The organism is Bacillus niameyensis, assembly GCF_001375535.1.
GTDB lineage: Bacteria > Bacillota > Bacilli > Bacillales > Bacillaceae_C > Lederbergia > Lederbergia niameyensis.
This window is the reverse complement of the sequence record NZ_LN831197.1, coordinates 1877755-1900685: the sequence shown is the minus strand read 5'-3', so window position 1 is coordinate 1900685 and position 22931 is coordinate 1877755. Positions and strand designations below refer to the sequence as shown.

The following is a 22931-nucleotide window of genomic DNA, read 5'->3' as shown; positions in this document are numbered from 1 at the left end:
AATAGGGGCGGATCCAGTAGGGCTTCGTCCCTTTTCTATTTGTTCAATATCATTCAATCCCTTGTCCAATGGAAAAAGCATCAGTATGGGATGAAAACCATATTATTGATAGGATTATAGGAGATGACAAATGCAAAGAGACCATTGAGTTATTCGAAAAGGGTGCTTTTTTTAGTAAGAAGGCGTACCTTTTTATGTTCTAAAACAAAGGATTGTGAATATTATCACTTAAACTATAGGGTGCGTTAGTTGTATAAGAAATACATTGGGATCACCATATTAGACATATCTAAAATGTATGTTCCTTTTATTATCAACTATTTTACCTAATTAACCTAAATATAACATTGGTTTATCTATATATGGACGATCGTGATGGGGACGGCATGGTAGGTGAGTAAGCACATAGAACTTTGATGAAAAATAAATGAGCGAAAGAATATTCTTTTTGTTGGTTGGACGGTTTATTAAAAATTGAAAATGGTTGTCTGAGTAGGAACAACTTTAGCTAAACGGGTGCTTTAATTAAGTTCAAAATAATATAGACCCATAACTAAAATAACGGGTTTGCTTTAGAGGTGCAAAACGTTAAAGCACAGTCCTAATCGCACAGTAAATAACAAAAATTTCACAACACAAATCACAGTATATTTCACAGGCAAAAAGGCTTAGAGTTGTTTTCGCCCCTAAGCCATTTTTGTAATATTTTATCTAACTATCGCACCCTTTAGTTTAAGTGTAATCTTTCACAATCTCTATGCTCGAATTTTTCTTTGGACGAAAAAAGCTGAGAAAAATCTCAGTTTTTTTCATGTTCCCTTAGTCATGTACTTTTAAGTTATTTAGCATTTCTGCTGATGCAGCTTGTAAATAGTAAATTAATTAACTGTTTCCTAAATCTAACGCAGTAATTTTTTCCATATCTTCATTAGTTAATTCAAAATCAAAAACATCCAAGTTTTGTTTCATACGATCTGAATTTGTTGATTTTGGAATCACAACGACACCTCTTTGAATATGCCAACGTAAGACAACTTGACCTACTAATTTTCCATGAGCTTCTGCAATTTCTATTAATGTTGAATTCGTGAAAATATTTTTACTACCTTGGGCAAATGGTCCCCATGATTCAATTTGAACACCATATTTTTTCATGGTTTCAATAGCAATTTTTTGTTGGAAGAATGGGTGAGTTTCCACTTGATTCAAAGCCGGAGTGACTTTATTAATTGATAATTAAGTCAGCTAAGCGAGCATCGTCAAAGTTACTTAGGCCAATCGCACGAACTTTTCCGTCTTCATATAATTCTTCCATAGCAGGCCATGCACCATAATAGTGACCAAATGGTTGATGTATTAAGTAAAGGTCTAAATAATCCAAACCCAATCTATATAATGAAGCATGGTAAGCACCTTTCGCATCTTCGTAACTGGCATCTTGAATCCATAATTTTGTGGTGATAAAAAACTCTTCACGAGGCACACCACTTTTAGCGATTGCTCGTCCAACAGCTTCTTCGTTAAAGTAAGCAGCTTGCTTTTCTAAAGCCTGCTGAATAAAGAATGTACAATATAATGAATTTTTGCGAATGTATGTTCGATAATATATAAGAGTTATTCCGTAAAACAGTTGGTTTTGTTTTGCTGTTCTTTTATAATTCTTCACTTTTACAATAGAACTTGATCCTAATCAATCTTTATTTCATATAAACATCCTATACTAGAGTCATCAACAAGGAATACAAATGAAAATGAAATTGGAGGGGAATCAACATGCAAAGATATATATTAAGTAAAAAGAATTCCATTACACTGATCAGTGCAATTTTGATTGCACTTGCATTCTTAGGACGATTTTCCTTAGACAACATGGCCATTTTCAATTGGTCGCTCATCATTGCATCTATTCTTGGTGTAGCACCAATTGCGATTCAAGCCTATCAGGCATTAAAAGTAAAAGTTGTCAGTATTGATGTTTTAGTTACCATTGCAGTAGTTGGAGCAGTATTGATTCAAAATTATGAGGAATCAGCCATCGTTACTTTCTTATTCTTATTTGGTTCTTACTTGGAGCAACGTACTTTGAACAGAACACGTTCTGCCATTAAAGAATTAACAGAGCTGGCACCAGAAAGTGCTTTAAAGCAAATGGAAAATGGAGAATTTGAAGAAGTTGATGTCGATGATGTAGATGAAGGTGATATTTTATTAGTCAAAACGGGTGCAAAAGTCCCTGTAGATGGAACCGTGTTAACAGGAGAAGGCCACATCAATGAAGCAAGTATTACCGGAGAGTCTGTTCCAGTAAGCAAAAAGGTCGATTCTGAAGTATTTGCAGGTTCTATCTTAGAAAATGGAACGATTCAAATTCGAGCTGACCGTGTTGGAGAGGATACAACATTTGGTAGAATTATTGAATTAGTTGAAGAGGCACAAGATTCCAAATCAGAAGCGGAACGTTTTATTGATCGATTCTCAAAATACTATACACCAGCTGTTTTAGTTCTTGGTATTATTGTTTGGATATTTTCAGGAAGTACCGAACTGGCAATCACGATTCTCGTTTTAGGGTGTCCTGGAGCATTAGTGATCGGGGTACCTGTATCGAACGTTGCTGGAATCGGAAACGGTGCACGTAATGGTGTACTCTTAAAAGGTAGTGAAGTGATCAATGATTTTAGCAGAGTAGATACGATCGTATTTGATAAAACAGGAACATTGACAGTAGGAAACCCTGAAGTTGCCGAAAAAGAATTTTACGGAAGGAATACTGAGGAAGCTCTAGGATACTTAGCTAGTGTGGAGCGTGAATCGGACCACCCACTAGCAAAAGCTGTCCTACAGGATATTGGCGAGACAACTTTCTCTACTGTTGAAGAAACCGAAGTCGTTAAAGGTGGCGGAATTGTAGCAAAAATAGGTGTTCATCATATAGCCGTTGGTAATGTAGCTTTAATGGAAAAAGAAAATGTGAAATTAAGCGAAAAAGCTAAAAAAGACGTCGAACGCTTTGAGAAAAACGGGAATTCTCTTGTGTTAACTGCGGTCGATGGAGAATTAAAAGTTCTGATGGGTATTCGGGATCAAATTCGTCCAGGTGTTAAAAAAGATCTTCAAAACCTAAAAAAACTTGGAGTCAAAAACCTAGTCGTTCTTTCAGGGGACAACCAAGGAACCGTAGATTTAGTTGCTCGAGAACTTGGATTGACAGAAGCACACGGTCATATGCTTCCAGAAGGAAAATCCGCATATATTGAAAAAATGCAAGCAAAAGGCCAAATCATTGCCTTTGTCGGTGACGGAGTGAATGATAGTCCTTCATTAGCCTTAGCGGATATCGGAATCGCCATGGGAAGTGGAACAGATGTTGCAATTGAAACATCGGATGTCGTTTTAATGAATTCTGACCTTAGTCGTTTACCACACGCATTAGGATTAACAAAATCAACTTCAAGAAACATGAAACAGAACATCACCATAGCAGTTGGTGTGGTATTAGTCTTACTTGCCAGCCTACTATTTAGTGCATGGATGAATATGTCAATCGGGATGTTGGTTCACGAAGCAAGTATCTTAGTAGTCATCTTGAATGGTATGAGATTATTGAGATATCGTTTGAGAGGCTAAATGAAAAAGGTATACTCTCTACAAAACAGTAACGGGAAGTATTCTTTCTTAAAAAAATGCTTCCCATATCTAAACAAAACTTGATATACGTCAATTTAAATACATTGAACCTAAGCTATACTTGAATTGTAAGGAGGAAGAGATGAAACCAACCTTCAAAAAGGGAAGGAGAATAATTCATGCGAAAAGCAGTGATTCAATTAGAAACCTTATCTTGTCCATCATGTATGCAAAAAATTGAGAATGCCGTCAAAGGATTAAATGGGATCGATCAAGATAGCGTAAAAATACTATTTAACGCAAGCAAAGTTAGATTTGATTTTGATTCAGATTCAGTCGCTATTACCGATATCGAAAAGGCCATTGAAGACTTAGGATATCCAGTCGTCAAATCAAAAGTAAAATCTTCCTAAGAATCAAAAAGTCACAAGAAAGAGGGGACGAATAATGTCTGAACAAACATTTTACGAAGTAGTAAACAACCATTTTGAAAAACTGGATTTATACACCACTGCAATAACACGGGCCCATGGTAAGAATCACCCAGAAGCCTTTGAAGTACGTGAATTGTTTAAAACAATTAGTGGAAAAGTAAAAGACGCTGGTACGAACAAACCTGACTTAGATGCTGAATTTGCTCAATTACGAAAAATCACAGACAACTACACCATTCCTGGAGATGTATGTGAAACGTATGCAGGCACATTCGAGATGCTATCAGAAGTAGATAAAGCATATCAGGATTAAAGTAACTCAAAACAAAAGAATAAATTGGTTACGGTCGTTAAAAAATGAAGGGGGAAATGATTTATGCAAAAAGCAACGATTCAATTAGAAACCTTATCTTGCCCATCTTGTCTCCAAAAGATTGAAAATGCGGTGAAAGGAATAAACGGTGTGAATCAAGATAGCTTGAAAGTAATGTTCAATGCTAGTAAAGTAAAAGTAGATTTTGATTCAGAAGCAGTTGCTATTAACGATATCGAAAAGACAATTGAAGACTTAGGATATCCTGTTGTCAAATCAAAGGTAAAACCTGCTTAATCGAGTGAATAGAAAGGAAGCCTAAGATGCCCTCTTAGGCTTTTTATAAAAAGGAGAGGTTATTTTGGAACAAAACCAATGTTGTCATCACCAACATGGACATGCAGAATGTATTCGTATCGTTCCCATCTTCAACCATCTGGAAGACTCACAAATGGATTTGATTGCGGAATCTGCCAAGACACTTCATCTGCAAAAAGGGGAAATGTTATTCCGTGCAGATGAGGAAGATGATACCTTATATATTATCAATTCAGGTAAGGCTCGGATTTACCGCTTATCGGATTCTGGAAAAGAACAACTTGTTCGCATTTTAAATCCCGGTGATTTTACAGGTGAAGTTGCCATTTTCCAACCTGGAAGTATTCATGAAAATTATGCGGAAGCATTACAAAATACATCCATTTGTTTAATTAAACGAGAGGAATTACAGAAGTATTTGGTGGAATATCCGCAGATCTCATTAAAAATACTATCAGAAGTAACGATACGATTGAAGGATTCTGAAAAACAAACCACACAAGTAGCGATTGAAAATGTAGAAACCCGCATTATATCCTTTTTAGCTGAGAATGTTGAAAAGGGAAGTGGCAATAGTCCAACGATTATCTTACCAATGTCCAAAAAGGATTTAGCCTCGTATCTTGGTACCACACCAGAAACAATCAGCCGTAAATTTACTACTCTAGAAGAACTTGGATTGATTAAACAGTTACCGAAAAAGAAAATTAAAATAATGGATTTAGATCAATTGTTACTTCATACTGAATAAATATAAGCAAGAGTAGCGTGCCATCATACTAACGGGTTAAGTTTAATAGTACAAAACATAAAATAACAAACCTTTTAGCAATCCAATTAGCATAAAAAATGATTGCTAATTTTTGTTGGTTTAACAATGTTTATCTACAAAAAAGAAAGAAAAATGGCTCCTTATTTGGCACTTATTTTGCCAAGAAGATATAAAATTGTGTCAACTGCATTATTTAGCAAAACACTCCCTAATAACTTAGCTAATTCCTCTGATAAATAGCTAAGGGATTGACAATTTATGTTAAAATTATAATTTGGATTGTGAATTAGTGTATTTAAAGTAACGGGTGCTTTCGTATTATAAGGTTAACCAGTTTTTACTGGTTGACCTTTTTTAAATAGAATCTATTATATCAGTAGCCAGGGTAGGACGTACGGGTGCTTGGGGCATTGATCCCGTCAACTAAACTGTCCGCCCCCTACTTGTAGAAACATGTTTGGGGCTGGTTGGGACCTAGATCTCGTATAACAAGCGAAGCTATGATACTTCAAGATGGAATAGGGGTTACTGGTAAGTAATTTGAGAGAGGAAGAGATAAATAATGAATCCAGTAGTTTGGTATGTCAACACTAAATCAAACAACTTTTTTAAGGGACGAAATTCTATACTCTACTGGACTTAAATAGCCAAGTGAACTGTGCATACGGATATTGTTGTACCAATTTACATAATCGAAAAGTTCAAGAGCTAGTTGTTCAAGGGTTTGAAAATGCCTTCCGTTAATTAATTCAGTTTTTAATATCTTAAATGTAGCTTCTGCCACCGCATTGTCATAGGGATTTCCTTTATCACTTAGAGATCGTTTAATCTGAAATTTACTTAATAACTCATCGATTCCAACGTTCTTAAACTCAGATCCTCGATCGGTATGAAACATTTTTATTTTCCCTAATGGTTGCTTGATAGATTCGAAGGCACGTTGAACTAGAGCTGCGTCTTTACGCTTTCCAGCGCTATAACCAACTATTTCTCGATTATATAAATCTAGTAAAAAACAAACGTAATTCCATTCGCTTCCTACTTTCACATACGTTAAATCACTAACTAAAACGGTCATTTCTTTATCGACTTGAAATTCACGATTTAGCACGATTCGAACAGCCTCTTCATTTGGCGGTGATGTCATTGGCTTATATGATGGTTGTGCATATTTAGACTGGATTCCAAGCTCATCCATTAATCGGCCAATTCGGCGTCTAGAGACTGTTAAACCCGATTTAGCCAGGCCCTTTTTAATTTTTCGAGTACCATATACCTGACGGTTGTTGTTAAAAATCTCTAGGATTTTCTCTTTTAATTCTTGTTCTTCTGCAATTCTTTCTTGTTCCTTTTGAGCTGCTATTTTTGTATCGTAGTAAAAGGTACTACGAGAGATTTGTAGGACTTTGCACATTGCTGATACCGAATATTTGTGACTGTTTCTTTTTATCACTTCTATTTTCGTCCCATGATCAGCGCGGCTTGCTTTAAAATATCGACTTCCATTTCTAACTGCTTATTTCTCTTTCTTAATTCAATTAATTCTTGTTCCTCTGGAGTTCGATTATCTTTTGCTTGAAAAGATCCGGACTGTTGGAATTGAGCAATCCATCTGTCTAATGCTGAGGCAGTCAACTCATATTCACTTACAATTGATTGGCGGCTTTTTCCACTTTCATACAATGCCACCACTTGTTTTTTAAACTCGGTTGAAAAGGTACGTCTTTTTTTAGGCACGGTAGATTCTCCTCACTTATTGTTACTATTCTACTCGCCCTTATTTTTATTGTCCAACTAAGTGTAACCTATCCATACTAAGATAATCAATAAAAAGGTGGTATAATTAAGAAAGGACAGGCTTTTTTTTTTAGGAACCTAAACTTCTGCAAGTGAGGAAAGGAGGACGTGCCGTGGATGATAAATTTACACTGTATAACTTAAAGGTAGAGGTTGTTGCTACAGATCAACCAATGGTATGCAGGCATAAGGAAGGTGACTATTTTCTAGTTGTTGGAGAAGACCTTATCTTCCCAGAAGCTAATTCATTTTCCATGTATGCTTTAAGTGCTATTTTGCCATTGTTGCCTGCCAAGCAGCGGCCATTACACGCTAATGACTGGATGTTGTCTGATAGCCTAATTGCCTGCCCGGATCCAAACTGTGGAGCCAAGTTTAAAATAACCCGTACTGGGACTCAAGAATTTAGTCATGCTGAATGCACAATAGAACTCATACATAAAGGAGATCAACAATAATGGCGGAACGATTCGAATTAGCAAAAGATTATACGATCAGTAGAGTGATCAACGGGTGTTGGCAGCTATCAGAAGGCCATAGCATAAAAACAAAATTAGACATGAAAGATGTCAAGAATGCTTTCTATATGCTTGCAGAAAGGGGATTTACGACATTTGATTGTGCAGATATTTATACAGGAACTGAAGAATTACTCGGTGAATTTTTAACGGAACTGAAGCACGGAAGCACCCTTTCGCCACACGATATTCAAGTTCATACTAAGTATGTACCGGATATCAATTTGCTTAGTGAGGTTGATTACAACTATACAGAAAAAATAATCGACAGAAGCCTTAAACGTCNAAGCTATACTTGAATTGTAAGGAGGAAGAGATGAAACCAACCTTCAAAAAGGGAAGGAGAATAATTCATGCGAAAAGCAGTGATTCAATTAGAAACCTTATCTTGTCCATCATGTATGCAAAAAATTGAGAATGCCGTCAAAGGATTAAATGGGATCGATCAAGATAGCGTAAAAATACTATTTAACGCAAGCAAAGTTAGATTTGATTTTGATTCAGATTCAGTCGCTATTACCGATATCGAAAAGGCCATTGAAGACTTAGGATATCCAGTCGTCAAATCAAAAGTAAAATCTTCCTAAGAATCAAAAAGTCACAAGAAAGAGGGGACGAATAATGTCTGAACAAACATTTTACGAAGTAGTAAACAACCATTTTGAAAAACTGGATTTATACACCACTGCAATAACACGGGCCCATGGTAAGAATCACCCAGAAGCCTTTGAAGTACGTGAATTGTTTAAAACAATTAGTGGAAAAGTAAAAGACGCTGGTACGAACAAACCTGACTTAGATGCTGAATTTGCTCAATTACGAAAAATCACAGACAACTACACCATTCCTGGAGATGTATGTGAAACGTATGCAGGCACATTCGAGATGCTATCAGAAGTAGATAAAGCATATCAGGATTAAAGTAACTCAAAACAAAAGAATAAATTGGTTACGGTCGTTAAAAAATGAAGGGGGAAATGATTTATGCAAAAAGCAACGATTCAATTAGAAACCTTATCTTGCCCATCTTGTCTCCAAAAGATTGAAAATGCGGTGAAAGGAATAAACGGTGTGAATCAAGATAGCTTGAAAGTAATGTTCAATGCTAGTAAAGTAAAAGTAGATTTTGATTCAGAAGCAGTTGCTATTAACGATATCGAAAAGACAATTGAAGACTTAGGATATCCTGTTGTCAAATCAAAGGTAAAACCTGCTTAATCGAGTGAATAGAAAGGAAGCCTAAGATGCCCTCTTAGGCTTTTTATAAAAAGGAGAGGTTATTTTGGAACAAAACCAATGTTGTCATCACCAACATGGACATGCAGAATGTATTCGTATCGTTCCCATCTTCAACCATCTGGAAGACTCACAAATGGATTTGATTGCGGAATCTGCCAAGACACTTCATCTGCAAAAAGGGGAAATGTTATTCCGTGCAGATGAGGAAGATGATACCTTATATATTATCAATTCAGGTAAGGCTCGGATTTACCGCTTATCGGATTCTGGAAAAGAACAACTTGTTCGCATTTTAAATCCCGGTGATTTTACAGGTGAAGTTGCCATTTTCCAACCTGGAAGTATTCATGAAAATTATGCGGAAGCATTACAAAATACATCCATTTGTTTAATTAAACGAGAGGAATTACAGAAGTATTTGGTGGAATATCCGCAGATCTCATTAAAAATACTATCAGAAGTAACGATACGATTGAAGGATTCTGAAAAACAAACCACACAAGTAGCGATTGAAAATGTAGAAACCCGCATTATATCCTTTTTAGCTGAGAATGTTGAAAAGGGAAGTGGCAATAGTCCAACGATTATCTTACCAATGTCCAAAAAGGATTTAGCCTCGTATCTTGGTACCACACCAGAAACAATCAGCCGTAAATTTACTACTCTAGAAGAACTTGGATTGATTAAACAGTTACCGAAAAAGAAAATTAAAATAATGGATTTAGATCAATTGTTACTTCATACTGAATAAATATAAGCAAGAGTAGCGTGCCATCATACTAACGGGTTAAGTTTAATAGTACAAAACATAAAATAACAAACCTTTTAGCAATCCAATTAGCATAAAAAATGATTGCTAATTTTTGTTGGTTTAACAATGTTTATCTACAAAAAAGAAAGAAAAATGGCTCCTTATTTGGCACTTATTTTGCCAAGAAGATATAAAATTGTGTCAACTGCATTATTTAGCAAAACACTCCCTAATAACTTAGCTAATTCCTCTGATAAATAGCTAAGGGATTGACAATTTATGTTAAAATTATAATTTGGATTGTGAATTAGTGTATTTAAAGTAACGGGTGCTTTCGTATTATAAGGTTAACCAGTTTTTACTGGTTGACCTTTTTTAAATAGAATCTATTATATCAGTAGCCAGGGTAGGACGTACGGGTGCTTGGGGCATTGATCCCGTCAACTAAACTGTCCGCCCCCTACTTGTAGAAACATGTTTGGGGCTGGTTGGGACCTAGATCTCGTATAACAAGCGAAGCTATGATACTTCAAGATGGAATAGGGGTTACTGGTAAGTAATTTGAGAGAGGAAGAGATAAATAATGAATCCAGTAGTTTGGTATGTCAACACTAAATCAAACAACTTTTTTAAGGGACGAAATTCTATACTCTACTGGACTTAAATAGCCAAGTGAACTGTGCATACGGATATTGTTGTACCAATTTACATAATCGAAAAGTTCAAGAGCTAGTTGTTCAAGGGTTTGAAAATGCCTTCCGTTAATTAATTCAGTTTTTAATATCTTAAATGTAGCTTCTGCCACCGCATTGTCATAGGGATTTCCTTTATCACTTAGAGATCGTTTAATCTGAAATTTACTTAATAACTCATCGATTCCAACGTTCTTAAACTCAGATCCTCGATCGGTATGAAACATTTTTATTTTCCCTAATGGTTGCTTGATAGATTCGAAGGCACGTTGAACTAGAGCTGCGTCTTTACGCTTTCCAGCGCTATAACCAACTATTTCTCGATTATATAAATCTAGTAAAAAACAAACGTAATTCCATTCGCTTCCTACTTTCACATACGTTAAATCACTAACTAAAACGGTCATTTCTTTATCGACTTGAAATTCACGATTTAGCACGATTCGAACAGCCTCTTCATTTGGCGGTGATGTCATTGGCTTATATGATGGTTGTGCATATTTAGACTGGATTCCAAGCTCATCCATTAATCGGCCAATTCGGCGTCTAGAGACTGTTAAACCCGATTTAGCCAGGCCCTTTTTAATTTTTCGAGTACCATATACCTGACGGTTGTTGTTAAAAATCTCTAGGATTTTCTCTTTTAATTCTTGTTCTTCTGCAATTCTTTCTTGTTCCTTTTGAGCTGCTATTTTTGTATCGTAGTAAAAGGTACTACGAGAGATTTGTAGGACTTTGCACATTGCTGATACCGAATATTTGTGACTGTTTCTTTTTATCACTTCTATTTTCGTCCCATGATCAGCGCGGCTTGCTTTAAAATATCGACTTCCATTTCTAACTGCTTATTTCTCTTTCTTAATTCAATTAATTCTTGTTCCTCTGGAGTTCGATTATCTTTTGCTTGAAAAGATCCGGACTGTTGGAATTGAGCAATCCATCTGTCTAATGCTGAGGCAGTCAACTCATATTCACTTACAATTGATTGGCGGCTTTTTCCACTTTCATACAATGCCACCACTTGTTTTTTAAACTCGGTTGAAAAGGTACGTCTTTTTTTAGGCACGGTAGATTCTCCTCACTTATTGTTACTATTCTACTCGCCCTTATTTTTATTGTCCAACTAAGTGTAACCTATCCATACTAAGATAATCAATAAAAAGGTGGTATAATTAAGAAAGGACAGGCTTTTTTTTTTAGGAACCTAAACTTCTGCAAGTGAGGAAAGGAGGACGTGCCGTGGATGATAAATTTACACTGTATAACTTAAAGGTAGAGGTTGTTGCTACAGATCAACCAATGGTATGCAGGCATAAGGAAGGTGACTATTTTCTAGTTGTTGGAGAAGACCTTATCTTCCCAGAAGCTAATTCATTTTCCATGTATGCTTTAAGTGCTATTTTGCCATTGTTGCCTGCCAAGCAGCGGCCATTACACGCTAATGACTGGATGTTGTCTGATAGCCTAATTGCCTGCCCGGATCCAAACTGTGGAGCCAAGTTTAAAATAACCCGTACTGGGACTCAAGAATTTAGTCATGCTGAATGCACAATAGAACTCATACATAAAGGAGATCAACAATAATGGCGGAACGATTCGAATTAGCAAAAGATTATACGATCAGTAGAGTGATCAACGGGTGTTGGCAGCTATCAGAAGGCCATAGCATAAAAACAAAATTAGACATGAAAGATGTCAAGAATGCTTTCTATATGCTTGCAGAAAGGGGATTTACGACATTTGATTGTGCAGATATTTATACAGGAACTGAAGAATTACTCGGTGAATTTTTAACGGAACTGAAGCACGGAAGCACCCTTTCGCCACACGATATTCAAGTTCATACTAAGTATGTACCGGATATCAATTTGCTTAGTGAGGTTGATTACAACTATACAGAAAAAATAATCGACAGAAGCCTTAAACGTCAAAAACGAGATGTATTAGATCTTGTGCAGTTTCATTGGTGGGATTACAATGTGCCCGGCTATGTTGAGACGGCGGGAGACCTGCTGAAACTTAAAGAAAAAGGAAAAATCCGTAATATCNAAGCTATACTTGAATTGTAAGGAGGAAGAGATGAAACCAACCTTCAAAAAGGGAAGGAGAATAATTCATGCGAAAAGCAGTGATTCAATTAGAAACCTTATCTTGTCCATCATGTATGCAAAAAATTGAGAATGCCGTCAAAGGATTAAATGGGATCGATCAAGATAGCGTAAAAATACTATTTAACGCAAGCAAAGTTAGATTTGATTTTGATTCAGATTCAGTCGCTATTACCGATATCGAAAAGGCCATTGAAGACTTAGGATATCCAGTCGTCAAATCAAAAGTAAAATCTTCCTAAGAATCAAAAAGTCACAAGAAAGAGGGGACGAATAATGTCTGAACAAACATTTTACGAAGTAGTAAACAACCATTTTGAAAAACTGGATTTATACACCACTGCAATAACACGGGCCCATGGTAAGAATCACCCAGAAGCCTTTGAAGTACGTGAATTGTTTAAAACAATTAGTGGAAAAGTAAAAGACGCTGGTACGAACAAACCTGACTTAGATGCTGAATTTGCTCAATTACGAAAAATCACAGACAACTACACCATTCCTGGAGATGTATGTGAAACGTATGCAGGCACATTCGAGATGCTATCAGAAGTAGATAAAGCATATCAGGATTAAAGTAACTCAAAACAAAAGAATAAATTGGTTACGGTCGTTAAAAAATGAAGGGGGAAATGATTTATGCAAAAAGCAACGATTCAATTAGAAACCTTATCTTGCCCATCTTGTCTCCAAAAGATTGAAAATGCGGTGAAAGGAATAAACGGTGTGAATCAAGATAGCTTGAAAGTAATGTTCAATGCTAGTAAAGTAAAAGTAGATTTTGATTCAGAAGCAGTTGCTATTAACGATATCGAAAAGACAATTGAAGACTTAGGATATCCTGTTGTCAAATCAAAGGTAAAACCTGCTTAATCGAGTGAATAGAAAGGAAGCCTAAGATGCCCTCTTAGGCTTTTTATAAAAAGGAGAGGTTATTTTGGAACAAAACCAATGTTGTCATCACCAACATGGACATGCAGAATGTATTCGTATCGTTCCCATCTTCAACCATCTGGAAGACTCACAAATGGATTTGATTGCGGAATCTGCCAAGACACTTCATCTGCAAAAAGGGGAAATGTTATTCCGTGCAGATGAGGAAGATGATACCTTATATATTATCAATTCAGGTAAGGCTCGGATTTACCGCTTATCGGATTCTGGAAAAGAACAACTTGTTCGCATTTTAAATCCCGGTGATTTTACAGGTGAAGTTGCCATTTTCCAACCTGGAAGTATTCATGAAAATTATGCGGAAGCATTACAAAATACATCCATTTGTTTAATTAAACGAGAGGAATTACAGAAGTATTTGGTGGAATATCCGCAGATCTCATTAAAAATACTATCAGAAGTAACGATACGATTGAAGGATTCTGAAAAACAAACCACACAAGTAGCGATTGAAAATGTAGAAACCCGCATTATATCCTTTTTAGCTGAGAATGTTGAAAAGGGAAGTGGCAATAGTCCAACGATTATCTTACCAATGTCCAAAAAGGATTTAGCCTCGTATCTTGGTACCACACCAGAAACAATCAGCCGTAAATTTACTACTCTAGAAGAACTTGGATTGATTAAACAGTTACCGAAAAAGAAAATTAAAATAATGGATTTAGATCAATTGTTACTTCATACTGAATAAATATAAGCAAGAGTAGCGTGCCATCATACTAACGGGTTAAGTTTAATAGTACAAAACATAAAATAACAAACCTTTTAGCAATCCAATTAGCATAAAAAATGATTGCTAATTTTTGTTGGTTTAACAATGTTTATCTACAAAAAAGAAAGAAAAATGGCTCCTTATTTGGCACTTATTTTGCCAAGAAGATATAAAATTGTGTCAACTGCATTATTTAGCAAAACACTCCCTAATAACTTAGCTAATTCCTCTGATAAATAGCTAAGGGATTGACAATTTATGTTAAAATTATAATTTGGATTGTGAATTAGTGTATTTAAAGTAACGGGTGCTTTCGTATTATAAGGTTAACCAGTTTTTACTGGTTGACCTTTTTTAAATAGAATCTATTATATCAGTAGCCAGGGTAGGACGTACGGGTGCTTGGGGCATTGATCCCGTCAACTAAACTGTCCGCCCCCTACTTGTAGAAACATGTTTGGGGCTGGTTGGGACCTAGATCTCGTATAACAAGCGAAGCTATGATACTTCAAGATGGAATAGGGGTTACTGGTAAGTAATTTGAGAGAGGAAGAGATAAATAATGAATCCAGTAGTTTGGTATGTCAACACTAAATCAAACAACTTTTTTAAGGGACGAAATTCTATACTCTACTGGACTTAAATAGCCAAGTGAACTGTGCATACGGATATTGTTGTACCAATTTACATAATCGAAAAGTTCAAGAGCTAGTTGTTCAAGGGTTTGAAAATGCCTTCCGTTAATTAATTCAGTTTTTAATATCTTAAATGTAGCTTCTGCCACCGCATTGTCATAGGGATTTCCTTTATCACTTAGAGATCGTTTAATCTGAAATTTACTTAATAACTCATCGATTCCAACGTTCTTAAACTCAGATCCTCGATCGGTATGAAACATTTTTATTTTCCCTAATGGTTGCTTGATAGATTCGAAGGCACGTTGAACTAGAGCTGCGTCTTTACGCTTTCCAGCGCTATAACCAACTATTTCTCGATTATATAAATCTAGTAAAAAACAAACGTAATTCCATTCGCTTCCTACTTTCACATACGTTAAATCACTAACTAAAACGGTCATTTCTTTATCGACTTGAAATTCACGATTTAGCACGTTTCGAACAGCCTCTTCATTTGGCGGTGATGTCATTGGCTTATATGATGGTTGTGCATATTTAGACTGGATTCCAAGCTCATCCATTAATCGGCCAATTCGGCGTCTAGAGACTGTTAAACCCGATTTAGCCAGGCCCTTTTTAATTTTTCGAGTACCATATACCTGACGGTTGTTGTTAAAAATCTCTAGGATTTTCTCTTTTAATTCTTGTTCTTCTGCAATTCTTTCTTGTTCCTTTTGAGCTGCTATTTTTGTATCGTAGTAAAAGGTACTACGAGAGATTTGTAGGACTTTGCACATTGCTGATACCGAATATTTGTGACTGTTTCTTTTTATCACTTCTATTTTCGTCCCATGATCAGCGCGGCTTGCTTTAAAATATCGACTTCCATTTCTAACTGCTTATTTCTCTTTCTTAATTCAATTAATTCTTGTTCCTCTGGAGTTCGATTATCTTTTGCTTGAAAAGATCCGGACTGTTGGAATTGAGCAATCCATCTGTCTAATGCTGAGGCAGTCAACTCATATTCACTTACAATTGATTGGCGGCTTTTTCCACTTTCATACAATGCCACCACTTGTTTTTTAAACTCGGTTGAAAAGGTACGTCTTTTTTTAGGCACGGTAGATTCTCCTCACTTATTGTTACTATTCTACTCGCCCTTATTTTTATTGTCCAACTAAGTGTAACCTATCCATACTAAGATAATCAATAAAAAGGTGGTATAATTAAGAAAGGACAGGCTTTTTTTTTTAGGAACCTAAACTTCTGCAAGTGAGGAAAGGAGGACGTGCCGTGGATGATAAATTTACACTGTATAACTTAAAGGTAGAGGTTGTTGCTACAGATCAACCAATGGTATGCAGGCATAAGGAAGGTGACTATTTTCTAGTTGTTGGAGAAGACCTTATCTTCCCAGAAGCTAATTCATTTTCCATGTATGCTTTAAGTGCTATTTTGCCATTGTTGCCTGCCAAGCAGCGGCCATTACACGCTAATGACTGGATGTTGTCTGATAGCCTAATTGCCTGCCCGGATCCAAACTGTGGAGCCAAGTTTAAAATAACCCGTACTGGGACTCAAGAATTTAGTCATGCTGAATGCACAATAGAACTCATACATAAAGGAGATCAACAATAATGGCGGAACGATTCGAATTAGCAAAAGATTATACGATCAGTAGAGTGATCAACGGGTGTTGGCAGCTATCAGAAGGCCATAGCATAAAAACAAAATTAGACATGAAAGATGTCAAGAATGCTTTCTATATGCTTGCAGAAAGGGGATTTACGACATTTGATTGTGCAGATATTTATACAGGAACTGAAGAATTACTCGGTGAATTTTTAACGGAACTGAAGCACGGAAGCACCCTTTCGCCACACGATATTCAAGTTCATACTAAGTATGTACCGGATATCAATTTGCTTAGTGAGGTTGATTACAACTATACAGAAAAAATAATCGACAGAAGCCTTAAACGTCAAAAACGAGATGTATTAGATCTTGTGCAGTTTCATTGGTGGGATTACAATGTGCCCGGCTATGTTGAGACGGCGGGAGACCTGCTGAAACTTAAAGAAAAAGGAAAAATCCGTAATATCGCCGTTACAAACTTTGATACGAAGCATTTGAGCGAGCTCGTTGATGCCGGTATCCCTATTGTATCTTGTCAAAATCAATATTCGGTTTTTGATCGACGCCCAGAAAAGAAATTAATCGATTATTGTACAAGCAAAGGAATTTCCCTGCTGTGCTATGGTACATTATCGGGAGGTTTGATAGCGGAAAAATGGAATGGTCAACCATCGATACAACCTGAAACACGCTCACATGTTAAATATCTCCAAGTGATTGAGGATACCTTGGGTTGGGATGGCTATCAGGAATTATTGTTAATCCTGCAAAGAATTGGTAAAAAGTATTCTGTCAAGGCTTCTCAGATTGCGACAAAATATATATTGAGTCAACAAGGAGTCGGGGCAACTATTATTGGAGTTAGAAATAGTAGGCATGTTGAGTCCAACGCGCAAATATTTACTTTTGAACTCGATCGATCCGATACCGAAGAAATCAAACAATTCTTGGACAACTATCCAATATTAAACGGTGAACCTTTTGAATTAGAGCGTACTGTTGGTTCGAAGTATCGCAATATTATGAAGATGAATTTAAATGAAGAATAAGTGATTGTTTATTTAGTCTAGATTAGAGAGTTTAGTAGAGGAGAGGGAGTTTCAATATGAATCAAAGACTTGAATTTAGAGGTGGCTGGGGAGCTGCGTTTATTCCAGTCGTTATTTTTCTATTTTTCTGCATACTGTATTTTATTGTCTTTAAAGCGTTTGAAATGTATGCTCTGGCAATGGGAGCTTTCGTCGCACTTATGGTAGGTGCCATTTTTGTGAAAAAGGGTAACTACAATCGTTTCTGGGATTCAGTCTATGATGGAGTAAAGGAAGCTGTACCAATTACCATCCTTCTGTTCGTCATCGGGATGTTCTCGGAACTGATCAAAACTACTAATATTTCGGAAGGTTTTGTATGGCTAGCGGACTTGTTGGGTGTTGATGGGGGATTATTCACGGCGTTTACTTTCTTAGCAGTTTGTGTCATTTCTACTGCTACTGGGTCATCCATCGGAACCATGTTTACCTGCTTCCCTATTTTCTACCCGGCGGGAGTATTGTTGGGATGCGATCCTACGGTCCTTGCAGGCGCGATCGTCAGTGCCTCTATTTTTGGTGATAATTTAGCACCAATATCAGATACCACCATCATCTCCGCAGGAACTCAAGAGTATACAAGAAAAGAAGGGTTCGCTGAAGTGGGCGGCTGTGTTGCCAGCCGATTGAAGTACGCCTTGGTCGCTGGGGCCGTCTCTTTTGTTCTATTTTGGATCTTCGGAGGCGGCGGCACGGTCGGTGTGGGAGCTTCGGATATTCTTGGAAATAACATGAATCCTACCACACTGGTCATGTTGATTCCGGTAGCCGTCATGCTAATTGTAGCGATCAATACCCGCAATATCTATATAGCCATTACTATAGGTATTATTTTAGGGACAATAACGGGTCTGGCATTTAACCTTATAAATTTCAATAATATAATCTCTGTTGTGGATGGGGCTCCAATAGGATTCCTGACGGGCGGAATCAGCAGCATGATGGCAATAGTCACGTTGGTTATTTCAGTCTACGGTATAATGGGTGTGCTCAACGGTGCGGGAGTGCTTGAAAAAGTCACAAATGGCATACTTAACAGTAAAATGGGCAAGACCGTTCGCGGTGCCGAAATGGCTATGATGTTAGGTATTTCGTTTACAACGTTGATCTTCGGTGGTGTGACCAGTGCATCGATGACGACATTTGGAAAAGTACAGAATGAGATTGGCAAACGTGTTGGTTTGCATCCATACCGTCGTGCCTACCTTCTGGATGGTTTTGCTAATGCGATCGTTCTCGTCATACCTTTTTTAAGTGTTTTTGTATTCCTTGGTGCTTTGCTGACAAAAGGTTATGATTTTGTTCCACCTCTTTTATTAACACAAGTAAGCAGCGGTATGATTTATTGCATGGTCCTGTTCCTAGTTCTATTGTTCTCTATCATAACAGGATGGGGTCGGGAATATGAAGGTTCTAGAGGGGAAGTGGTTAGAAATCCTCAAGAATATACAAACAAAAGTGTTTCACTGTAGAGGGAAATCACCAACATCTCTTGTGATACCGCATTCACTCTACACACATTGAGTCCGTCGCGAAATTAGAACTGAAAAAATACTAGCAAAATTTATACAAAAAGGGTTCCATGGTGAACTCTTTTTGTGTTTAGAAATAGAATTAAATGATTATTCATAATAGGATATCAGGACTTTCTAGCAAAACTTTCGAAGATGTACGGTATTGGAGGTACCGAAATCTGGATTGAACAAAAGGTAGGCGTTATGAATATTGATGAGTTTCAACTTAAAAACTTCACCATACAGCTTGGCGACGTCAGAGAATAGCATGGATTTGACGGGATCATCGGCAGTGACTTTTTTCTGGCAAATAAATTAATCATCGACTTCGAGAATATGGATGTTAGAAAAAACTAAGTTTAGGTTAACACTACTACATCAATGTGAATCTGCCATCACCATCCAAGTCGCGTAGAATGTGTTTGTGTTTGCATGGACAAAGTATATAGCGTTTTTTGGTCGTAAACTGAGTTAAACGAATTGTGTAATATTCGAGCATACCTCGGATGTAAAGGAAAGAATATATTTGGATTCGTTTAAACGTGTATCCTATTCGCCTACTATTACGGCGAAGAAAATAGCCAATGGGATGTTGGAAGGATATTGGGTGAGGCTCGGACTTTATCAGGTTATGCTAGTATTTGAAGTTGATGAAAAGGAATCTGTAGTTTGGATTGACGGTATAAAAACATAAGCGGGAAAATGTTTATTGGAGAAATAAATAATATTGGTAAAATAGATGGCATCTACATAAAGTTGTAGATGCTTTTTTGCAGGAATAGAGTAGATTGGATTAAAGGGAGAGGAGGGATCTAATATGAAGTTGCAGTAAGTTAGAGAATTATTTTCTGCATCAGTTTGTTTTGGTTTCGATCCTTGCTTATCATGAGGAAGATGACAAAAAAATTATTGATGAAGTCGCACTTATACGTCCAATTCCAGATGAAAATGCTAATAAAGAGTTTTTTTAAGTAGAACCGAGAAACATTGTTTACCATAAATCGAAGGAGAAATGTATCGTTCATATTCGTGTTGATGAGAGTGCAACGAATTTAATGAAAGGATTCGGTATAACGATTGGAACAATCCAATATTAAAAATCCCAATATCTCATTATCACAAAAATGAGATATTGGGATTTTTTTAATGCATCTGCCCCCTTGGACCTTTGCGAACCCTTAATATTTATTCTATTGTACAAGGGGATTCACAATAGCAGCTGTAACTGATATTTAGGCATAGGAAATTGAAGGCTTTTTTTTATAGCTTCAATTTTCAAGGCCTATTTTTTTAAAAAATCTATTGCCAATAAAAGATGGATTTGCTATTATATCGGTAGTTGATATATCGAGATTGGATATATTGAATGTCGATATTCAAGGGTGGTGAAATTAAATGAAACGAATTGAAGATTATTTACCGTTATCGCAAGCAACGTATTACATTTTATTGTCGCTTAGGGAAGTTCGACATGGGTATGCGATTATGCAGGATGTAGAGGAAATTAGTCATGGGGAAGTTTCGATGGGGCCTGGAACGTTGTATGGGGCGCTTGGAAAGTTGGAGCAACAAAAAATTATTGCGAAAGCAGATGCAGATGAAGGGGATCGGCGTAAATATTATCTGCTGACTCCACTTGGTAAAGAGGTTCTTCAGATGGAGTATAAACGTCTTGAATCACTTGTAAGAAATGCAAGCAGTATAATAAATGAACTGGAAGGTGAGTTTGATGACAGTCAAGAAGCTTAAGTTATTTTCACCCTCGAATGTTGAAAAAGAGGAACAATGGTTAACGGAAATGTCAAAAAAAGGCTTGCATTTTACTAAATACAGATTAGGCACGTATTATTTTGAACAGGATCCTAACCATTCCTATGTTTATCAAATTGATTTTCGTGATGCGGATGACGATTATTTTCAATTATACAAGGATTCAGGTTGGGAGCATATTGAATCATTTATAGAAAAATTTCATTATTTCCGAACGCCCGCTAATCAGGAAAATATGAAAAAAATATACTCAGACCGGGAGTCAGTGAAGGAAACATATCAAAGAATGATTCGATTTTATTTAACTATGTTTGTTGCCTTATTTGCCTGTCAGGCTGGATTGATCGCTACTTGGAAAGGTTATGTCTTTCAAATCGTTGCAACTTGTATAGTAGCGTTGGTTGTTATTTTATATTTGTATGTATTTTTCACACTCAATCGAAAAATAAGTTATTATAAATAGATACTCTTGTTTCAATCGCTTTGCACTCGTGCTCAATCTTTTTTGGATTGGGCTTTTCTTGAACAAAAATAGGTGTTAGGAGAGATATTGCTTAGTCTGCAAAGTCCCCAAAGGAAAATTAGATCATTTGCAGGCAGAGCCTGATGGCAAGAAATGTGGTGAGAAGGTCCCAGTTAATCACCTTTTGTTGATGTTTTTCTTAAATTATGGATTAATGGAATAACTTATCAATTTGTTCTCGTTCATGGTCTTAAATCCAATCATTTAGCTCTTCATAAAGTGAATGTAAATCTTCCTTTTTTGAGGCGATAACGTCACAGCCACGGTCAGCATTGGTAAATCATTTTCTTTGTAACATTTACAAAATAAATGTCAATGCCAGGGCGGCAGAACCCTTTTAAAATTTTGGAAGGATGTGGAAAATCCTCATAACTAATAGCTGTTAAGAGCGGTTTAAACCGAATGTCGTGCTTTTTACAGGACAGAGCAAATCGGTGCGTGACCATTTCTTCATAATCCCCACAGTCTTCATCTTCTGAGAAAACACTTGGTAACACCATATGTTGCAGTTTTCGCCTTAATTGTTTGTCTTTTATATATTTTTGATAGACTTTTGTTGGTCTCTTTTGTAAAAAGATATCGTTCTTCTCACAATGAATGTCTGTGACCAGTAATATTTCATCGTTATCATGAAAAACTTTATTAAATATCCCATTAATTCTTTCTTCTATTTGCTGAAGATTGCCCTTATCTTCATGTTGTACCAAGGGCATGGAAATTTCAAAACGGATACCGTATTTCCATGAATAAAGTAGGGGCGGTCCAGGGGGAGATGATCAAAATGCTCTTTCATGAATTGGGATAGAATCTTTATCATATTGTTCCTCCAAATAGCAAATAATTATGTAATTTGTAAAAATAGGATTTAAGGTAAAATTAGTTTAGAAGGTTGTCTATAAATGTCAGATGTAAATTGTCCACAACTAATTGTAGTCGAGAAACACCGTTTGTAATAGGGGATTAAAGCCTAAAGTACAAAGTAAATGAAAAAATAGCGGATACTCTTATGAAATATACGATTAGCAATTAAATTAAATAAAAAGGGGGTGTCATCTTGGAGAAAATCATGGATTTAGCATCTTTACTAAGAATTAAAAAAGTAAAAGTGATAGAAATACCAAAGTGGGGGACATATCTTCGAAAGCAATGGGAAGATAACTTTGTTAATCATCTTAGTGATAAAGAAAAGAAATCTATTTATCTTTATGATGAAGATGGTTTTTGTGGCTACCTATGGCATGTATTTAGTTATGATAGAAGGAAGTATTTAAAGGAAAAACAAGCTGATATAACATTTAACGAACTATCAAAACAATTTTGTTATGTTTTTTATCAGCATACTGATGATGCTTTTATCCTTGAAAACGCATCAGCTCTAAAAGCCGAGGATTTTGTAAATGAAGAAGATGTTTACGTTGTTGATAAAGAGTTTAATTGGACTTATGTAAGAACGCATGAAACAGATTGGTGCGGTCCATATTTTAGTCTAAAAGACAAAACAAACTAATTTTTATGCATTATCGCTTAACAGAAATAAAGCATAAACATT

Annotated in this window: 29 protein-coding genes and 2 pseudogenes; 25 read left to right on the top strand and 6 right to left on the bottom strand. The window is 36.3% G+C overall.

Annotated elements, in window-relative coordinates; translation table 11 throughout:
* The first annotated feature begins 68 nt into the window (after window positions 1-68).
* On the top strand, window positions 69-203 hold the full coding sequence (locus BN1243_RS22850) for a hypothetical protein (RefSeq protein WP_268258067.1): 135 nt from the start codon (window positions 69-71) through the stop codon (window positions 201-203).
* A gap of 682 nt (window positions 204-885) precedes the next feature.
* Here the strand turns inward: BN1243_RS22850 and BN1243_RS21690 are convergent.
* Window positions 886-1546: pseudogene (locus BN1243_RS21690) on the bottom strand (aldo/keto reductase); the annotation flags it as partial.
* Between the two features lie 227 nt (window positions 1547-1773).
* Between BN1243_RS21690 and BN1243_RS09130 the strand changes: the two are divergent.
* The 5 genes from BN1243_RS09130 (at window position 1774) to BN1243_RS09110 (ending at window position 5443) form a co-directional block, all read left to right on the top strand.
* A complete protein-coding gene (locus BN1243_RS09130; RefSeq protein ID WP_062106113.1) occupies window positions 1774-3627 on the top strand; it encodes a heavy metal translocating P-type ATPase in 1854 nt (617 codons plus the stop codon).
* Between the two features lie 179 nt (window positions 3628-3806).
* Complete coding sequence (locus BN1243_RS09125) at window positions 3807-4040, top strand: heavy-metal-associated domain-containing protein (protein WP_062105636.1); 234 nt, start codon at window positions 3807-3809, stop codon at window positions 4038-4040.
* 34 nt (window positions 4041-4074) lie between these two features.
* A complete protein-coding gene (locus BN1243_RS09120) occupies window positions 4075-4374 on the top strand; it encodes a hypothetical protein (RefSeq protein ID WP_062105634.1) in 300 nt (99 codons plus the stop codon).
* A gap of 63 nt (window positions 4375-4437) precedes the next feature.
* Window positions 4438-4671, top strand: coding sequence for a heavy-metal-associated domain-containing protein (locus BN1243_RS09115; RefSeq protein WP_062105632.1), 234 nt, complete (start codon window positions 4438-4440; stop codon window positions 4669-4671).
* Between the two features lie 64 nt (window positions 4672-4735).
* Entirely contained in the window at window positions 4736-5443 is a 708-nt protein-coding gene (locus BN1243_RS09110; protein ID WP_062105630.1) for a Crp/Fnr family transcriptional regulator, read from the top strand.
* A 616-nt stretch (window positions 5444-6059) separates the two neighbouring features.
* Here BN1243_RS09110 and BN1243_RS09105 read toward each other — a convergent pair.
* Window positions 6060-7201, bottom strand: a protein-coding gene (locus BN1243_RS09105) for an IS3 family transposase (RefSeq protein ID WP_154669822.1) whose coding sequence is annotated in 2 segments (ribosomal slippage) — window positions 6060-6955 and window positions 6955-7201 — 1143 coding nt in all. Because the reading frame shifts where the segments join, the coding sequence is not laid out codon by codon here.
* Between the two features lie 173 nt (window positions 7202-7374).
* On the opposite strand from BN1243_RS09105, the gene BN1243_RS09095 reads away from it, so the two are divergent.
* From BN1243_RS09095 to BN1243_RS09070, 6 genes are all read left to right on the top strand, one after another.
* Window positions 7375-7719: a TIGR04076 family protein gene (locus BN1243_RS09095; RefSeq protein WP_062105637.1), complete on the top strand. Its 345-nt coding sequence runs from the start codon at window positions 7375-7377 to the stop codon at window positions 7717-7719.
* Window positions 7719-8078 carry an aldo/keto reductase gene (locus BN1243_RS09090; protein ID WP_062106111.1) on the top strand — a complete coding sequence of 120 codons (360 nt, stop codon included), beginning with the start codon at window positions 7719-7721 and terminating at the stop codon, window positions 8076-8078. Before BN1243_RS09095 ends, BN1243_RS09090 begins: the two co-directional genes overlap by 1 nt.
* Before the next feature lie 54 nt (window positions 8079-8132).
* Window positions 8133-8366: a heavy-metal-associated domain-containing protein gene (locus BN1243_RS09085; protein ID WP_062105636.1), complete on the top strand. Its 234-nt coding sequence runs from the start codon at window positions 8133-8135 to the stop codon at window positions 8364-8366.
* Between the two features lie 34 nt (window positions 8367-8400).
* On the top strand, window positions 8401-8700 hold the full coding sequence (locus BN1243_RS09080; RefSeq protein WP_062105634.1) for a hypothetical protein: 300 nt from the start codon (window positions 8401-8403) through the stop codon (window positions 8698-8700).
* Window positions 8701-8763: 63 nt separating this feature from the next.
* Window positions 8764-8997 carry a heavy-metal-associated domain-containing protein gene (locus BN1243_RS09075; RefSeq protein ID WP_062105632.1) on the top strand — a complete coding sequence of 78 codons (234 nt, stop codon included), beginning with the start codon at window positions 8764-8766 and terminating at the stop codon, window positions 8995-8997.
* 64 nt (window positions 8998-9061) lie between these two features.
* A complete protein-coding gene (locus tag BN1243_RS09070; RefSeq protein ID WP_062105630.1) occupies window positions 9062-9769 on the top strand; it encodes a Crp/Fnr family transcriptional regulator in 708 nt (235 codons plus the stop codon).
* Window positions 9770-10385: 616 nt separating this feature from the next.
* On the opposite strand, the gene BN1243_RS09065 is transcribed toward BN1243_RS09070, so the two are convergent.
* Window positions 10386-11527, bottom strand: a protein-coding gene (locus tag BN1243_RS09065; protein ID WP_154669822.1) for an IS3 family transposase whose coding sequence is annotated in 2 segments (ribosomal slippage) — window positions 10386-11281 and window positions 11281-11527 — 1143 coding nt in all. Because the reading frame shifts where the segments join, the coding sequence is not laid out codon by codon here.
* A gap of 173 nt (window positions 11528-11700) precedes the next feature.
* Here BN1243_RS09065 and BN1243_RS09055 point away from each other — a divergent pair.
* The 6 genes from BN1243_RS09055 (at window position 11701) to BN1243_RS09030 (ending at window position 14214) form a co-directional block, all read left to right on the top strand.
* Window positions 11701-12045 carry a TIGR04076 family protein gene (locus BN1243_RS09055; RefSeq protein WP_062105637.1) on the top strand — a complete coding sequence of 115 codons (345 nt, stop codon included), beginning with the start codon at window positions 11701-11703 and terminating at the stop codon, window positions 12043-12045.
* Window positions 12045-12530, top strand: coding sequence for an aldo/keto reductase (locus tag BN1243_RS09050; protein ID WP_230200154.1), 486 nt, complete (start codon window positions 12045-12047; stop codon window positions 12528-12530). Before BN1243_RS09055 ends, BN1243_RS09050 begins: the two co-directional genes overlap by 1 nt.
* 47 nt (window positions 12531-12577) lie before the next feature.
* Window positions 12578-12811 (top strand): heavy-metal-associated domain-containing protein, encoded by a 234-nt coding sequence (locus BN1243_RS09045; RefSeq protein WP_062105636.1) that lies wholly within the window; start codon window positions 12578-12580, stop codon window positions 12809-12811.
* Window positions 12812-12845: 34 nt separating this feature from the next.
* Window positions 12846-13145: a hypothetical protein gene (locus BN1243_RS09040; RefSeq protein WP_062105634.1), complete on the top strand. Its 300-nt coding sequence runs from the start codon at window positions 12846-12848 to the stop codon at window positions 13143-13145.
* Between the two features lie 63 nt (window positions 13146-13208).
* Complete coding sequence (locus tag BN1243_RS09035) at window positions 13209-13442, top strand: heavy-metal-associated domain-containing protein (RefSeq protein WP_062105632.1); 234 nt, start codon at window positions 13209-13211, stop codon at window positions 13440-13442.
* Between the two features lie 64 nt (window positions 13443-13506).
* Window positions 13507-14214 carry a Crp/Fnr family transcriptional regulator gene (locus tag BN1243_RS09030; protein WP_062105630.1) on the top strand — a complete coding sequence of 236 codons (708 nt, stop codon included), beginning with the start codon at window positions 13507-13509 and terminating at the stop codon, window positions 14212-14214.
* Between the two features lie 616 nt (window positions 14215-14830).
* Here the strand turns inward: BN1243_RS09030 and BN1243_RS09025 are convergent.
* Window positions 14831-15972, bottom strand: a protein-coding gene (locus BN1243_RS09025; RefSeq protein WP_154669829.1) for an IS3 family transposase whose coding sequence is annotated in 2 segments (ribosomal slippage) — window positions 14831-15726 and window positions 15726-15972 — 1143 coding nt in all. Because the reading frame shifts where the segments join, the coding sequence is not laid out codon by codon here.
* A gap of 173 nt (window positions 15973-16145) precedes the next feature.
* Between BN1243_RS09025 and BN1243_RS09015 the strand changes: the two genes are divergently transcribed.
* The 6 genes from BN1243_RS09015 to BN1243_RS08990 all read left to right on the top strand — a co-directional run bounded on the left by BN1243_RS09015 (window position 16146) and on the right by BN1243_RS08990 (window position 21322).
* Window positions 16146-16490: a TIGR04076 family protein gene (locus BN1243_RS09015; RefSeq protein ID WP_062105637.1), complete on the top strand. Its 345-nt coding sequence runs from the start codon at window positions 16146-16148 to the stop codon at window positions 16488-16490.
* The gene (locus BN1243_RS09010) at window positions 16490-17536 is read left to right on the top strand and encodes an aldo/keto reductase (RefSeq protein ID WP_062106107.1); all 1047 of its coding nucleotides are present in this window, start codon (window positions 16490-16492) and stop codon (window positions 17534-17536) included. The genes BN1243_RS09015 and BN1243_RS09010 overlap by 1 nt, the downstream gene beginning before the upstream one ends.
* Before the next feature lie 56 nt (window positions 17537-17592).
* Window positions 17593-19047, top strand: coding sequence for a Na+/H+ antiporter NhaC family protein (locus BN1243_RS09005; RefSeq protein WP_062106105.1), 1455 nt, complete (start codon window positions 17593-17595; stop codon window positions 19045-19047).
* Between the two features lie 568 nt (window positions 19048-19615).
* The gene (locus BN1243_RS22615; protein WP_230200153.1) at window positions 19616-19783 is read left to right on the top strand and encodes a hypothetical protein; all 168 of its coding nucleotides are present in this window, start codon (window positions 19616-19618) and stop codon (window positions 19781-19783) included.
* Between the two features lie 701 nt (window positions 19784-20484).
* Entirely contained in the window at window positions 20485-20838 is a 354-nt protein-coding gene (locus tag BN1243_RS08995) for a PadR family transcriptional regulator (RefSeq protein ID WP_062106103.1), read from the top strand.
* Complete coding sequence (locus BN1243_RS08990; RefSeq protein ID WP_062106101.1) at window positions 20819-21322, top strand: DUF2812 domain-containing protein; 504 nt, start codon at window positions 20819-20821, stop codon at window positions 21320-21322. Before BN1243_RS08995 ends, BN1243_RS08990 begins: the two co-directional genes overlap by 20 nt.
* A 250-nt stretch (window positions 21323-21572) precedes the next feature.
* Here the strand turns inward: BN1243_RS08990 and BN1243_RS22610 are convergent.
* Window positions 21573-21641, bottom strand: a pseudogene (locus BN1243_RS22610) (DUF3885 domain-containing protein); the annotation flags it as partial.
* Window positions 21642-21648: 7 nt separating this feature from the next.
* Window positions 21649-22095, bottom strand: a complete 447-nt coding sequence (locus BN1243_RS08985) for a DUF3885 domain-containing protein (RefSeq protein WP_230200152.1) — start codon at window positions 22093-22095, stop codon at window positions 21649-21651.
* Window positions 22096-22448: 353 nt separating this feature from the next.
* Between BN1243_RS08985 and BN1243_RS08980 the strand changes: the two genes are divergently transcribed.
* Window positions 22449-22889: a DUF4275 family protein gene (locus BN1243_RS08980; protein ID WP_062110527.1), complete on the top strand. Its 441-nt coding sequence runs from the start codon at window positions 22449-22451 to the stop codon at window positions 22887-22889.
* Window positions 22890-22931: the final 42 nt, after the last annotated feature.

Excerpts from the sequence above, each read along its gene's own strand:
- BN1243_RS09085 (WP_062105636.1), top strand. The coding sequence starts at position 8,133 with ATGCGAAAAGCAGTGATTCAATTAGAAACCTTATCTTGTCCATCATGT.
- BN1243_RS09010 (WP_062106107.1), top strand. The coding sequence starts at position 16,490 with ATGGCGGAACGATTCGAATTAGCAAAAGATTATACGATCAGTAGAGTG.
- BN1243_RS08985 (WP_230200152.1), bottom strand. The coding sequence starts at position 22,095 with ATGCCCTTGGTACAACATGAAGATAAGGGCAATCTTCAGCAAATAGAA.
- BN1243_RS09120 (WP_062105634.1), top strand. The coding sequence starts at position 4,075 with ATGTCTGAACAAACATTTTACGAAGTAGTAAACAACCATTTTGAAAAA.
- BN1243_RS09035 (WP_062105632.1), top strand. The coding sequence starts at position 13,209 with ATGCAAAAAGCAACGATTCAATTAGAAACCTTATCTTGCCCATCTTGT.
- BN1243_RS22850 (WP_268258067.1), top strand. The coding sequence starts at position 69 with ATGGAAAAAGCATCAGTATGGGATGAAAACCATATTATTGATAGGATT.
- BN1243_RS09040 (WP_062105634.1), top strand. The coding sequence starts at position 12,846 with ATGTCTGAACAAACATTTTACGAAGTAGTAAACAACCATTTTGAAAAA.
- BN1243_RS09075 (WP_062105632.1), top strand. The coding sequence starts at position 8,764 with ATGCAAAAAGCAACGATTCAATTAGAAACCTTATCTTGCCCATCTTGT.
- BN1243_RS09080 (WP_062105634.1), top strand. The coding sequence starts at position 8,401 with ATGTCTGAACAAACATTTTACGAAGTAGTAAACAACCATTTTGAAAAA.
- BN1243_RS08980 (WP_062110527.1), top strand. The coding sequence starts at position 22,449 with ATGGATTTAGCATCTTTACTAAGAATTAAAAAAGTAAAAGTGATAGAA.
- BN1243_RS08990 (WP_062106101.1), top strand. The coding sequence starts at position 20,819 with ATGACAGTCAAGAAGCTTAAGTTATTTTCACCCTCGAATGTTGAAAAA.
- BN1243_RS09130 (WP_062106113.1), top strand. The coding sequence starts at position 1,774 with ATGCAAAGATATATATTAAGTAAAAAGAATTCCATTACACTGATCAGT.
- BN1243_RS09125 (WP_062105636.1), top strand. The coding sequence starts at position 3,807 with ATGCGAAAAGCAGTGATTCAATTAGAAACCTTATCTTGTCCATCATGT.
- BN1243_RS08995 (WP_062106103.1), top strand. The coding sequence starts at position 20,485 with ATGAAACGAATTGAAGATTATTTACCGTTATCGCAAGCAACGTATTAC.
- BN1243_RS09115 (WP_062105632.1), top strand. The coding sequence starts at position 4,438 with ATGCAAAAAGCAACGATTCAATTAGAAACCTTATCTTGCCCATCTTGT.
- BN1243_RS09005 (WP_062106105.1), top strand. The coding sequence starts at position 17,593 with ATGAATCAAAGACTTGAATTTAGAGGTGGCTGGGGAGCTGCGTTTATT.
- BN1243_RS09045 (WP_062105636.1), top strand. The coding sequence starts at position 12,578 with ATGCGAAAAGCAGTGATTCAATTAGAAACCTTATCTTGTCCATCATGT.